This window comes from Flavobacterium sp. B114r, assembly GCF_056824125.1.
The window spans coordinates 617,524-631,653 of sequence record NZ_CP124858.1 but is presented as its reverse complement, the minus strand read 5'-3'; the positions used below and the strand labels follow the sequence as shown (position 1 = coordinate 631,653).

The 14,130-nt window shown below is 33.1% G+C and carries 12 protein-coding genes; 7 read left to right on the top strand and 5 right to left on the bottom strand.

The window, feature by feature from the left end:
• Window positions 1-16 precede the first annotated feature (16 nt).
• Window positions 17-2,767: a TonB-dependent receptor gene (locus tag QLQ94_RS02940; RefSeq protein WP_271337257.1), complete on the bottom strand. Its 2,751-nt coding sequence runs from the start codon at window positions 2,765-2,767 to the stop codon at window positions 17-19.
• Window positions 2,768-3,000: 233 nt separating this feature from the next.
• On the opposite strand from QLQ94_RS02940, the gene QLQ94_RS02935 reads away from it, so the two are divergent.
• From QLQ94_RS02935 to QLQ94_RS02925, 3 genes are all read left to right on the top strand, one after another.
• Entirely contained in the window at window positions 3,001-3,684 is a 684-nt protein-coding gene (locus QLQ94_RS02935) for a response regulator transcription factor (RefSeq protein WP_213299981.1), read from the top strand.
• Between the two features lie 248 nt (window positions 3,685-3,932).
• Window positions 3,933-5,012, top strand: a complete 1,080-nt coding sequence (locus tag QLQ94_RS02930; RefSeq protein ID WP_271337258.1) for a sensor histidine kinase — start codon at window positions 3,933-3,935, stop codon at window positions 5,010-5,012.
• Window positions 5,013-5,181: 169 nt separating this feature from the next.
• Window positions 5,182-6,477 carry a porin gene (locus QLQ94_RS02925; protein ID WP_271337259.1) on the top strand — a complete coding sequence of 432 codons (1,296 nt, stop codon included), beginning with the start codon at window positions 5,182-5,184 and terminating at the stop codon, window positions 6,475-6,477.
• A gap of 2 nt (window positions 6,478-6,479) precedes the next feature.
• Here QLQ94_RS02925 and QLQ94_RS02920 read toward each other — a convergent pair whose 3' ends face one another.
• The 4 genes from QLQ94_RS02920 to QLQ94_RS02905 all read right to left on the bottom strand — a co-directional run bounded on the left by QLQ94_RS02920 (window position 6,480) and on the right by QLQ94_RS02905 (window position 9,109).
• Window positions 6,480-7,550 (bottom strand): glycosyltransferase, encoded by a 1,071-nt coding sequence (locus QLQ94_RS02920; RefSeq protein WP_271337260.1) that lies wholly within the window; start codon window positions 7,548-7,550, stop codon window positions 6,480-6,482.
• A gap of 237 nt (window positions 7,551-7,787) precedes the next feature.
• Window positions 7,788-8,345, bottom strand: a complete 558-nt coding sequence (locus tag QLQ94_RS02915) for a hypothetical protein (protein ID WP_271337261.1) — start codon at window positions 8,343-8,345, stop codon at window positions 7,788-7,790.
• Window positions 8,346-8,661: 316 nt separating this feature from the next.
• The gene (locus tag QLQ94_RS02910; RefSeq protein WP_271337262.1) at window positions 8,662-8,832 is read right to left on the bottom strand and encodes a hypothetical protein; all 171 of its coding nucleotides are present in this window, start codon (window positions 8,830-8,832) and stop codon (window positions 8,662-8,664) included.
• A gap of 49 nt (window positions 8,833-8,881) precedes the next feature.
• Window positions 8,882-9,109, bottom strand: coding sequence for a DUF5808 domain-containing protein (locus QLQ94_RS02905; RefSeq protein WP_271337263.1), 228 nt, complete (start codon window positions 9,107-9,109; stop codon window positions 8,882-8,884).
• A 179-nt stretch (window positions 9,110-9,288) separates the two neighbouring features.
• Here QLQ94_RS02905 and QLQ94_RS02900 point away from each other — a divergent pair, with 179 nt between their 5' ends.
• From QLQ94_RS02900 to QLQ94_RS02885, 4 genes are all read left to right on the top strand, one after another.
• A complete protein-coding gene (locus tag QLQ94_RS02900) occupies window positions 9,289-9,630 on the top strand; it encodes a helix-turn-helix domain-containing protein (RefSeq protein ID WP_271337264.1) in 342 nt (113 codons plus the stop codon).
• Between the two features lie 38 nt (window positions 9,631-9,668).
• A complete protein-coding gene (locus QLQ94_RS02895) occupies window positions 9,669-10,730 on the top strand; it encodes a helix-turn-helix domain-containing protein (RefSeq protein WP_271337265.1) in 1,062 nt (353 codons plus the stop codon).
• 112 nt (window positions 10,731-10,842) lie between these two features.
• Entirely contained in the window at window positions 10,843-13,020 is a 2,178-nt protein-coding gene (locus QLQ94_RS02890) for a TonB-dependent receptor domain-containing protein (RefSeq protein WP_482499158.1), read from the top strand.
• A 608-nt stretch (window positions 13,021-13,628) separates the two neighbouring features.
• Complete coding sequence (locus QLQ94_RS02885; protein WP_271337294.1) at window positions 13,629-13,946, top strand: helix-turn-helix domain-containing protein; 318 nt, start codon at window positions 13,629-13,631, stop codon at window positions 13,944-13,946.
• The last annotated feature ends 184 nt before the right edge of the window (window positions 13,947-14,130 follow it).

Genomic DNA, 14,130 nt, shown 5'->3' with positions numbered 1-14,130 from the left:
GTTTCTTGTTTGTTTATTAGAATTGGTAATTCATTCCCAATCCAAATGTTACTCCTTTTTTATAGTTAAAAACTAAAACGTCTCCGCCAGTGTTTTCCTGAACTCTCTTAAATTGTGGGTTCAATAAGTTTCTTGCTCCAAAATCAATTCCAAGGCTCTTGTTTAATTTAGTTTTGAAAACTAGATCTAAAGTCCCCATTGCTTTGTCTACTAAATTTCCCTTTTGTTCAGATCCAATTGCGTAAAGTTTATCAGAATAATGATTGTATGCGATGGTCGCCATAATTCCGGCATCATTGTTCCAGTTTTTAGTATAAGATAGATCCGCATTTAAAATCAAATCAGAAGCGCCTGTAAAACCTGAACTAGTATCCGTAAGGTTGATGTTCATTCTGCTGTTGGTTTCTTTTTGAACTTTTTCAGAATCAATTTCCTGATGTGTTTTCATTAATGAAGCATTAAACCCAAAAGAAAGTTTGTTAGTATATTCTCCTTCAATTTCAAAAATGTTTTTTCTTGCTTCCAATTCAAGTCCGTAAGCATAACCTGAATCTCCAATGTTTACCCATGAAATATCATTTGATGCAGAAGCAATTACAACTTCGTTAATTGGATCTAAAATGTATTTTCCAAAAGCAGTAACAGAGAATAATTCATCGCTTTTTGGGAACATTTCCCATTTTAAGTCAAAATTGTAATTTTGTGAAGGATATAAATCAGGGTTACCAATTTTAGTTTCCATTACATCTTCATAAATAAACAAAGCACGCTCTTTAAATTGTGGTAATGTATAGGTTTTGCTTGCTGCCAAACGAAGATTTTGCTTTTCGCTTAATGCATATTTTAAAGCTAAACTTGGTAAGAATTCGTTTCTGTCAAATTCATTTTTACCACCAGATGCATCAAGTTGTGTTCTCCAGGTAACACTTTGAGATATTTTTTCGTATCTAAAACCTAAAACACCACTTAGTTTTTCAGATAATTTATATTCGATATTAGCAAATCCTGCATGAATGTCCTGATCACCGCTATAAGTTTGCGGCGTCATTCCGGCAAAAGCACCAATTGAAAATGTACCGTTGTTGTAGTTTGCCTGATTAAAGAAAGCATCTAAATTATTTGGGGTTACACTCGTTCCTAAACCTGCCTGACTTACATTGAAGTTGAATTGTATAGCTTCGAAATCGCGTTTTTTAAATTTACCGTTATAACCCGCAACGATTTTTCCTTTTGAAGTGCCACTTTCTTTATCTCCTAATTTATAAGTAAAAGCAAGATTAGCAGCAGCTTCGTCTTCTTTTAGGTTTTGATAGTATCTCTGATTGTCAGTAGTTGTTCTTTGAGCAATTGTGTAGATATCAGTAGTTGGGTTATAGAACATTTTATTTTGAGTCCTGTCTGGCATATCGCCTTTGACAGTATTGTATGAAACTCCCCAATCAAAATCTATTTTATCTGTTATTTTGTGGTTTCCTAAAAGCTGATTGATGAAAACAGTATTCTGTGAGAACGTTCCTCTTTGAACAAGAAGACTCGCATCAGCATTATCAAAATCTCTATCAGTTCCAAAATAAGTATCTCTCGTTTGCTCAGATGAATTGATGAACAAAAAGTTGTAGCCAATTTTGTGATTTTTGTTTAAGCGATAATTGGCATTAAACATCCCGGTAGAGTTTGTGTTGTAAGTGTATTTTTCCTGGTGAAAAGATTTTAATGATGCTCCCTGCGCATTTACACTTTGGCTTAAACCTTCTCTATATTCGTAACCATTGTTAAAGCTCGCAGTTGCAAAAACGCTAAGTTTTCCTTCTTCACCAATATTGAAAGTTTTTCCTGCTTTCAGATTAAAGTTTCCGCCAAAAGGGCTTTCTTTTTTAGGATTCAGGCTGTTTTCAAAATTATATCCCGTCAAAGCATTTTGAGGAACTCCGTATGAAACAAAACCTGATTTATTAGGGCCTTGCTGTAATAAAAATTTATCAGAATTTTGTAGAGCATTTGTGTTCACTTTAGATCCCAGTGAGATTTCAAACATTCCTTTTCCGCGGTAATCTTTTGAAACTATATCTACGTTTCCTCCTGCAAAATCACCATACATTCTTGATCCGTAAGATTTGTCAATAGAAATATATTCCACAATATCTGTTGAAAAAAGATCCAGAGCAATGTTTTTTCTCTCAGGATCATTAGATGGTATTGGCAATCCGTTCATCGAAGTAGAATTATAACGGTCACCAAGTCCTCTTACAAAAACATTGTTGCTTCCTTCTTGTTTAGAAACTCCTGAAGTTTTTGCTACAGCCGCAGCTACATCGCCAACCCCTTTTCTTGACAATTCCTGCGCACCAATAGTTTGTTTAATGTCAACCGCATTCTTTTGTTCTAAAAGTAATGCAGATTCTTTTTGTTTGTTTACTGCTGCTGATTTTACAACAACATCTTGTAGAGTAAAACTTCCTGAAGAAAGTACCTGACTAACCGTAATAGTTTCGTTTGCTTTTACAATTACTGGTTTCTCTACAGATTCATATCCAACGAAACTAAAAATAATAATATAATTTCCCGGATTTACGCTCAACGAATATTTTCCGTCAATGTCAGTGTTCGCGCTTGTGTTAGTCCCTTTTACTAAAACATTTGCGAAAGGTAAAGGTTGATTATTGGTTTCCTTGTCGGTTAGTACACCAGAAATCGTACCTTTGGTTTGCGCGACCGAAATCGTACAAATAAATAATGTAATAAATAGAAATTTTAAATTGAATTTCATTTTTGTGTTGTGTTTAATTTATTTTTGTGCAAAGAAAGAAACGCCGTGTAAAGTTCATGTTAGGCACTTGTTATGTTTTTGTGTCTTGTAGATTATCAAATTGTTACCACATTAAATTACCGTTAACCGCAGTTTTTAACGGTTATTTTGTTAGTATATTTACGCTGTGAAAAAAAAAACATCGAATGTATAATGAAGAAAATTTGATGTAAAAATCTCAATTTTTGCTATTTATGAAAAAAACACAAACCAAGATTTTATTAGTTGACGATGAACCAGATATCTTGGAAATCGTAGGCTATAACCTTGCTCAGGAAGGCTATCAGATTGTTACAGCTTCTAACGGAAAAGAAGCTATAGCAAAGGCTCAGAAAGAATTGCCGGACTTAATTATTATGGATGTTATGATGGCCGAAATGGACGGAATGGAAGCCTGTGAACACATCAGAAAAATTCCGGAATTAAATAATGTTATCATAACATTTCTGACAGCCAGAAGCGAAGATTACTCACAAGTTGCTGGTTTTGATGCAGGTGCAGATGACTATATTACCAAACCAATAAAACCAAAATTATTGGTAAGTAAAGTAAAGGCTTTGTTAAGAAGGTTAAAAGAACAAGAAGTTGTTAGTGATACCTTGAATGTAGGCGGAATCGAGATTAATCGTGAAGAATACAAGATCATAAAAGGCAATGTCGAAATTGCTTTACCAAGAAAAGAATTCGAATTATTTTACTTATTAGCCTCTAAACCTGGAAAAGTTTTCAAAAGAGACGAAATCCTGGATAAAGTTTGGGGTAATGAAGTGGTAGTAGGAGGAAGAACAATCGATGTTCATATTAGAAAACTACGTGAAAAAATAGGAGAAGAGCTTTTTAAAACCATCAAAGGTGTTGGTTATAAATTTGAAGTTTAATTTTTTTTAAGACACTGAGGTTCTAAGATACTAAGTTGCTAAGGCTCCGAGTATAATGAGGGGTTTAGTTAGGATTTACTTACATAAAAAAATAAACCATATAAGGAGTTAAAGAGCATATGAGCTTTAATTTCTTATATGGTTTTTGAGTTAACTTTGTTTTGAGTTCAAATGTTAATTTAAAAGAAATTCATTAACTCAAAAGAGAAACTTAATTTTTCTTAATCTCTTAATGGTTAAATAAATCAATGAAAATTAATTTTAAAAAAACATACAAATTTGCAGTAAAATCAGCATTATATATCAGTCTCTTTGGGACAGGATTTGTGTTGATCCTGATGAACTTATTTTATAAAAATCAATTAAAACATCAGGTAGCCTTTGGAATAATCTTTCTTATTTCAATTTATATATTCTCCTTTCTGGTTTTACAATATCGTGTAGAGCGTTTTATTTATCGAAGAGTAAAGAAAATCTACGATGAGGTTTCGTTGCTGGAATCTACCACACTTATTAATCAGCCCATAACTACAGATATGGAAACTCTTTCGCGCGAAGTGAAAAAGTTTGCTACAGATAAAAAACTGGAAATCGAAATGCTCGAAATTCGTGAACAATATCGAAGAGAGTTTTTAGGCAATGTTTCACACGAATTAAAAACACCTTTGTTTACCGTTCAGGGTTATGTTTCGACTTTGCTGGATGGTGCTATGGATGATAAAACAATCCGTAAGAAATACCTTAAACGTGCCGAAAAAGGAGTTGAGCGACTTATTTATATCGTCGAAGATTTAGACATGATTACCAAATTAGAATCAGGTGATTTAGATTTGAATATTACCGATTTTAATATTGTAGAATTGATTCAGAATGTTTTTGATTTGTTAGAAATGAAAGCTGACAAAAAGAAAATAAAATTGGCTTTTGAAAGCAAAAATGTACAATCTGTAGTGATACGTGGAGATAAGGACAGGATACAGCAGGTTTTGGAAAACCTGATTGTTAATTCTATTAAATATGGTAAGGATGTTGGTTTAACTGAAGTTGGCGTTGTAAATCTAACCAAGAAAAAAGTCTTAATCCGAATTAGCGATAACGGAGAAGGAGTTGAAAAACAAAATATCCCAAGACTTTTTGAACGTTTTTACAGAGTTGACAAAAGTGGAACCCGATCTGAGGGTGGTTCCGGTTTAGGATTGGCGATTGTTAAGCACATTATCGAAGCGCATAAAGAGAAAGTATATGTAGAAAGTGAATTCGGAATTGGTTCTGAGTTTTCTTTTACACTCGAAAAAGCACATAAGACAATAAAAACCGAGGTTAAATAATTGTAATCAGATTTAGCTAAAGTGCTGTAAAATATGACGTTTTAACAATTAATCAATTTACAGTAAAACCTCATAACATTAAATTTTTATTATAGTAACATCCTGTTAATGATTTCTTAACATTGATGCGGCATCTTTGCATCGTAAAATTAAGGGAATTACAGAAAGGATGATAAAAAGAAAATTAGTGGCCGTTTTATTGCTGATGAATTTCGCAGCAATTGCTCAGGATCTGAATAAACAGGATGTAAAAAACGAAGTAATGCGTATTTTAGATTCTATCAATAAAGCAAAACTTCCGGATACCAAATCTGGAGTTAGTAGTGAAGAACATTGGTACGACAGAATCTCGTTGCGAGGTTATGCACAAATAAGATACAATGGTTTGTTTTCTACAAATGATAAAGTTTCCTGCGAGCAATGTGACAAATCCTGGGGAACGACTTCTACGGAACCGGATGCAAAATCAAACAACGGACTTTTTATCCGTCGTGCACGTCTAGTATTTTCCGGTCAGGTACATCCAAATGTATTTTTCTATTTTCAACCTGATTTTGCGAGTTCGCCAAGTACCGGAATCCAGAATTTTGTTCAGATTCGGGACTTGTATTTCGATCTTTCTTTTGATAAGAAAAAGGAATACCGTGTTCGTGTAGGACAAAGTAAAATTCCTTATGGTTTCGAAAACATGCAGTCAAGCTCCGTTAGGTTGGCATTAGATAGAAATGATGCCATGAACAGCGCAATATTAAACGAACGCGATTTAGGGCTTTTCTTTTACTGGGCGCCAGCCAAAATCAGAGAGCGTTTTGCTATGTTGGTAAAAGATGGTTATAAAGGTTCAGGCGATTTTGGAGTTTTTGCCTTTGGGGTTTATAATGGTCAAATAGCCAATAAACTGGATGGTAACCGGGATCTGAATGTTGTCACGAGACTGACTTATCCTTTTGTTATTGGCAGTCAGATTATCGAGCCGGGAATTCAGGCATATACCGGAAAATGGGCTTTTACCGGCGAAATTTCACCAGGAGTAAAAGTTAACGATCCACAATATGTAAAAGATCAAAGAGTAGGGGCAACATTTGTTTTGTACCCAAGACCTTTTGGGATCCAGACAGAATATAATATAGGTACCGGACCTCGTTACAATACCGTAACCAATACGGTTGATGAAACAGATTTGAACGGAGGTTATATATTACTGAATTATAAATTAGATATAAAAAAGCAGCACTTATATCCTTTTGCTAAATTTCAATATTATGACGGAGGAAAAAAGTATGAAAAAGATGCCAGAAGTTATGTTGTCAGAGATTATGAAATTGGTATAGAATGGCAGCCTTTTAAAGCTTTTGAACTTACGGCAGAATATGTTATCGCAGACAGGACTTTTGAAGACAGCGTGCTTCCAATAAACCGTCAGCAAGGTAATTTGTTACGATTGCAGGCACAGTTTAATTTCTAAAATTAGTCCTCAAAAACCGTAAATAACGAATCCCAGTCAATGGTATCGTTAAACTGAGTTAAACCTTTAAACGACTTTACTTTTGAAAGATCTTCAATTGTAAAGGCGTCTTGCATTGCATACGGTACCAGGTTTTCTTCCTGAAGTTTGATTGCTAAATATTCTTGTTCGTATTGTCCGGGAGTAGGGATGAAAAAAGCTTTTTTTCCTAGTTTTGCTAAATCCATTACAGTAGTGTAACCAGAACGGCATAAAACAAAATCACTCTCATTAAAAGTTTGTTCTAATTGTTTCGAGTTCATGAAATTATAATACGTGACATTTCCGGCTTGCCATTTGGTTTGTGTTTTCTCGACAATGCCCTGTATAAAAACAACCTTGCCTTTGTAGTTCAAAACCTCTTTTTGCAGTTTTTCATCTAAGAAAGTGCGTTGGGGTTCCGGACCTGATAAAATAATCATCAGATCATACAATTTAGGTGTTTCCTTTTTGCGCATTCTGCTTAAAGGACCAATATATTTTAGATTAAGATCAGTTGTTTTAAGATGGCCAAGATCTCCCGTTAAATTTGTCTGCTCATTTGTATCGGGAACCCAGCATTCAGTATATTTCTTTATAATATGCTGATGGCATTTACTGGTAAACCAAGTTGTATTTCCCGTCATGACATTTAGCTGATGAGTCATAAAAACCGAAGGGACTTTTTTGCTGAAAACCCCAAGTCGGTTATCAGAAATAATTCCGTCGATTCCGTGCTTTTTGATCCAGCGCTTTACTATTTTTTTCTCGTCGAGAATTGCAACGATCATTTTGGGTAAATTTTTGATCAGTTTCCATTTAAAATTTTTACCATTCTTCGCATACTCAATATGATAAGAGGGTAATTCGAGTGTTTGAATGTATGGAAACTCTTTTCGTAATAGTGCCAGTGCGACACCGTCAGAGGCTATTATTGGAATATAATTGTTTTCCTGAAGCGCTTTTATAATCGGGATACATCTTGTGGCGTGGCCCAATCCCCAGTTTAATGGAGCAACTAAAATTGTTTTGTTCGCAGAATAGTCAATGCTCATAGTTTTAACGCTTTTTAAAAACGAAGATAGAGAAATATGTTTTTTATGTTATTTCGCACATATTACTAAATTATTAACTCTGGAATCTCATCATGACTCAATAATCCTTTAAAACCGTTAAAAAAAAATAATGCTAATTGAGCAAGGTTACTTATATGTTAACTAATGTTTTCTTAATTATTTTTCAAAAAAAAAGGAGCTATTATTAGCTCCTTATCTATATCTGTAAAATTATTATTAATCCTGAATATACGTTTTGTTTCCGTTTTTGTTAATGTAGTATTTACCACCTTTTGGTCCGGTGTATACTTTTTTTCCGTTGTATTCGCCAGTAACCTTGTCTGCTACTTTTGGCGCTTTTTCGTTAGTTTCCTTTACAGTCTTAGTTGCTGTTTTAGCCGTTGCTGTAGCATCTTTTTTAGCCGTTTTTGCTGTAGCATCAGCTTTAGTTGCTGATTTCTTTACGTCAGCTTTTGCACTTTCTGCTGCTGTAGTAGCTTTTTTTGACGCCTTAGTAGCGTCACTTTTTGCTTTTGCTGCGTCTTTGTCGGCAGCTTTTTTAGTTGCTGCGGCACTTTCTTTTTTTGCAGATGCTGAAGCGTCAGTAGCATCCTTCGCTGCTTTTTTAGATTTTGTGGCTTCTTTTTTAGCATCAGTTGCTGCCTTATCTGCAGTTGCTTTTGTTTTTTTAGCGGTAGCAGTAGTTTTGCTTTTTGCATCTTTTACAGCTGTTTCCTGTGCATAGAAATTAGAGGATAACACAACCATAAAGCAAAGTAATAATAATTTTTTCATAAGGTTACAATTTTTAAATTTTAATTAAAATTAGTCAATTTATTAATACGTTTTTCGTAAACTGTTAAAAATAAGCACGAAGCTAAACGTTGCCACTGTGAACGACAGATTCTGTTTTACTTTGCAGGACTTGATAATTTAAAATTACATTCGAAAATTGCGTAATATATTTTTGTGAAAAATAATTCCAAGACTATATTCTGTCCCTCCTTAAAACCTTTAGGTATTTGAAATCCGACAGTGGAGAACTCATTTTTGACAGACTTATCTATTGCAGATAATTCTCAAGTTCAAGTCTTGAGAGTTTGTTTAAAAACTATTTTCGGCTTTTTATCTGATTGTACATACATACAGATATCGAAAGTGCCAGAACAAGAGAGGTTGCCGTTTTTATCAGATTTCCGGTATGATCCGGTTTATAAAAGAAGTATGCTAAATAAAGACAGCTAATAATAGCCATGCTGTATTTGAATATAAAGAATTTCATGTTGTCAATGAATATTGATCCGGTATGATCATTTGTTTTTTTGCCTGAATTATTTAATATGTTCCGATATAACAAGAAGAATGGCAATAATAACGATGACTAAAAATACAGAGTTTGGATTTGCAAAATTAATGGTCCATCCCATTTGTTTCATTCGTTTTGGCGGAAACAATCTTTTATCCTTTGGATTGTAATAGAAAATTCCCCAAATCCAATTATTAGGATCATTATTCCATTCGTTCTGAGTTTCCTCACTGGGATTATTGTTATAGTTCATTATTTACTTGTTTTTCAGCATGTCTAAATTACTACTTTGTGAGCGTTTGTTTTATGTGATTATCGGGTATTTTTAATACGTAATTTATAGGTGTTTTTTATTTAAAAATAATAAATCCTTTGTGAGTATATATTTATAAAACTGTCCTCTATTGTTTTGTAAGGAAAACTCTGTTTATTATGAATATTGTTGTAGCGAATAAAATCAAGACACTTCGAAAAGATAAAAAGATGTCGCAGGAAGAAATGGCAGATTATCTTAATATGTCACAATCAGCATATGCAAGAATGGAAAATGGCGAAAGTCATACTTGGGCAATTCATATTTTAAAAATCTGTAAAATTTTCGGAATAGCTCCTGAAGAGTTATTGAAGGTAGAAAGTAGCCATAAAACAGGACCTTCTGATAATGCGATTCCTGAATTATCTCATACTGTAATAGAACATTATGAAGAACGAATCAAAGAATTGAAAAAAGTAATTAAGGATTTGAAGAACAATAAAAAACTGCTGAATTCATAAATTTTTTTAGCTTTGTCAGAATATAACAAACGTAATTTATGGATACCAGTAAGGAACTCTTATTTTTTTTTAGTGCCTTAGGAGTTTTCAACGGAATTATTTTGGGCGTGTATTTCTTCTTTTTTACCAGAAAAAAATACCTGACCAATTATTTTCTGGGTGCGCTCTTATTTGCCTTGAGTATCAGAATTGGGAAATCGGTGTTTGTGTATTTTAATCCCACGTTGCCAAAAATGTATTTGCAATTTGGGTTAACCGCTTGCTTTTTTATTGGTCCCTTTTTATATTTTTTCCTGAAATCAGCCGTTGCTGAAATTAATATAATGCCCAAATCCTGGAAACTCATACTTTTATTCTGGGCAATATTGATTGTTTCGGTCGGAATTATTTATCCGTATGAATATTATCCTTTGCTTTGGAACCAAATTTTTATATGGATTATTTATTTTCAATGGATTGCTCATATTATTTTCTCTGGTTTTACGATCAGAGAAATATTAGCAAAAATCGTAAATAGAAAACACAAAACAACTCCGGCAGAAATGTGGTTCGGGATGCTTTTTTTTGGCAATTTCCTTTTATTCTTTTTTTATTTTCTTGCCATAATGCGTGCTCCGGCAGCTACTTATATTAGTGGAGCAATTGTTTTTTCGATTATGTTCTATTTAATTATTTCTGTCCTTTTATATCGTAAAAAAACGGATGATTTGTTTTTATTAAACGGATCAAAGAATTCCGGTAAAAAAATAGATTCAACAGAAGCCGAGATTTTTACACAAAAACTCGAAAGTGTAATGAACGAAAAGACTTTGTATAAAAATCCCAATCTTACATTACAGGACTTGTCTAAAGAAATAAATATTTCAAGTCATCAATTATCACAATTTTTGAATAATAATCTGGGGAAGAACTTTACCAGTTTTGTAAACGAATACAGGATCAAAGAAGCTTGCGAAATTATGATTTCAAACGACAAACTAACTTTAGAATCTATTGGGTATGATGTCGGTTTTAATTCTAAATCTACTTTTTTTGCAGCTTTTAAAAAACATACCGGAACCACTCCATCCAACTATCAAAATCAAGCTTTACAGGCTTAGAGGGAGTATAGGTTTATAAATTCGTACTCCTGATTTCTATTCTGGTTACCTCCTATTGCGATTTAGAACTGACTTTTGTCTCAACAAAGTCAAATTTTAAATTGCCAAATCTATGAGATTCCTAGTTTCTGTTTTCATTTACACTTATTGCTTCCTTTTTTGTGCCTTAGAAATAAATGCACAATCCAAGCCAACAATTCCTGAGAAAATTACAAATCAAAATAATGAGTTAGACGAAGTTGTTATTAAAAGGCAGACTTCATTAGTTAAATATTCAGCAAACGGAACAATCGATGTTAATGTGGCCAATACGTTGCTTTCGACAAGCAGCTCCGTAAACGAATTATTAGGCAGAGTTCCTAATGTTATGGTAGCCGAAGGACAAATAAGTGTTCTCGGAAAAGGCGAAGCGATTATTTACCTTAACGGAATATTGATTAATTATGAACGTTTTGCGGCAATTCCGGTTTCGCAAATTTCAAAAATTGAAATCATCTCAAATCCATCCTCAAAATATGATGCCGAAGGAAAAGCGGTAATCAATATAATTACAAAACGAAATATCGAAAATGGTACAAAAGGAACGGCGAGCCAACATGTGACGGTTTCTAAATTTGCAGGAGCAAGTACCAATACACTTCTCGATTTTAATTATACCAAAGGAAAGTTTTCTTTTATAACCAATTACGGATTGCAATTGGGCAAAGGCAGGGAATTGTTGTATACAACAAGAACAAGGCCAAATCCTGATGACTATATGCGATCTGAACTAACAACAGAATGGAAAAGACAATTTAATAATTACTCTAATTTTGTGCTTGGACTGCAATATACCTTTTCTGAAAAAAGTTATATTTCAATGGCTTACAACGGTAATGTTGAAGATCTGGGAGGCGTTGTAGAAAGCAGGAATGCAATAGATACTAATTCAGGAACAAGTTTTTATGCCACGGATATTGCCAAAAATGATGTTTTGCTCAACCAATTCGTAAATCTAAATTACAATACAATCACAGACAGCAAAGGTTCGTCATTATTTATAGGATCTCAATATTCTAATTATAACGGAACTGTAAAGGATTTTATTGAAGAAAATAGTTTTCTCGATGCAATAAATGAGAGAAGATATTTGAAGAATAATGTGGGAAGCACTATAAATATTATCGCTGTACAAGCTGATTATTCGAAAAAGATAAGTGAAAATACAAAGCTCGAAATGGGATTGAAATGGAGTCAGGCAAAAATACAGTCAGGGACTGATTTTCTAACTGCAGATACAGACGATTTGAATTTTGAATTTGATGATCTGCTTTCGAGTGATTTTAAATACAGCGAAAAAATTAGTGCGGTGTATTTGAATTATGGAAGCACATTCAGCCAAAAAATCAATTTTTCAGTTGGCGCACGAGCCGAAAAAACAAATTATGATTTGTATACAAATGCAAATGGGATTCAGAAATTTAATAAAAACTACACGAATATTTTCCCAAATCTACTTTTGAATATGGATTTTTCAGAAGATTTGAAAATGCATTTTTCGTATGTTTCAAGGATCACCAGACCAAGATATCAAGCATTAAACCCATTTGTAATTTATCAGGATCCTTTTACGACCATAGAAGGAAATCCTAATTTATTGCCTGAAAAGACACATGCTTTCGAAATTGGTGCTCTGTATGAGAAATTTGATTTTAAATTAGGATATACCTACAAAATTGATCCAATTTCCGGAGCTGCATTGCGAGGCGATAATCCCGATAGTTATGTTTTAAGATCTCTGAATTTAGAGAAAGAACATACTTTATTTACCTCGTTTTCAAGGTCTTTTGCCAATAAATGGTGGAGTTCTACCAATACCATAAGTCTGAATGTGAGTAAAGCTGTGGATAATTTTTATGAATATACATCGGGAGCCGTAAAGCCACAAATATATTTGTATTCGAATAATACATTTACCATTCCTGATTGGTTCAAAATACAAGTATTAGCGTGGTATTTAGGAGATAAAAGTTACGGATTACGTCATGACGATAGTAGATCGACAGTAGCAATAGGAATAGAAAGAAACTTTTTTAAAGATGCCTTAAAGCTCAATTTTATCGCAAATGATCTCTTTCATGGTTTTAGGCTTTCAGGCGATTATAACGTTGGACAGACTGAAATTTATTATCATCGAACCTTAACAACACAGTATTTTAAACTGATTGCGACTTACAATTTTGGCAACTCAAAAAAAGCAAATTATAAAAAGTCAGAGATTGAGCAAAGTGAGAATAATAGAGCGAGGTAAAGGCAAAATAGCTTTATGAATTCAGCTGCTTTTAATAGTAGGATCTAATTTGTAAATCGGGATAAAAGATACAAAGTAAATACAAGTATTACAGCAAAGAAAACAGAGTTGGGATTACCGAAATTAATGGTACATCCTATATATTTTATTCTTTTGGAGAAATAATCTTTTGTCTTTGTGGTTGTAAAAAAAAGCCTCCAAACCCAATTGTTTGGATCATTTCGCCATTTGTCTTTTTCTTCTTCAGAGGGTTTGTTGTTGTGCTCCATTTGTGCGACGAATTATTTCGATTTTGTTTAGCTTATTTTTTGTTATTTAAATATCGGTATCCCAAAGCAATTATTATAACAATGATTGACGGGAAAAGGGCTGGATAATTCATCTTTTTATTTTGATGTTAAATCTTTTCGTGATTTTCACTTTTTCTAATACATTTTTTTTCCTGATACATTAATTTAATATCGCAAATCTATCTATAATTTTAAAAAAGTCTCAACCGAAAATCGGTTATTTTAAACCTATATTCAGTATATTGTAAAATATTTATTATATTTAATTCGCTAAAACTGTTAATTATGAATAAAATTATAGGAAATAAGCTTAAATAGCTGCGGCGGTCTAAAAATCTGTCACAAGAAGAAGTGGCAGATTTTTTACGTATATCGTTATCTGCCTATTCACGAATGGAAAGAGGAGAAAGCAATTCGTGGGCCAGTCATTTTAATAAAATCTGCGAAGTTTTTGAAATAATTCAGGAAGATTTGGTGAGGAAAGAATCGAAATCCTGGCTAAGCGGAGATTTGATGAATGAAGAACCTTTGACGGAAAATGAAGTAATAAATGGTTACAGAAAAATCATAAAAAAATACGAAGTGCAAATCGAAGACCTTAAAATTATAATTACTCAAAATGGGAGAAGGAAATAAGGGAGGCTTCACTTATTGATGAAGGCTTTCCGTAAACATTCGATTTGGAAAATGTTTCTGTTTTTTAAGTCTTAAAGCTAAATCAAAACTGATATTAATATTATTTTAATATATCAGGAAATATGGTGTAATAGATTTACATCGTAAAATGTTGTCATGGAAATTAGCTTAGAAAAGTATAATA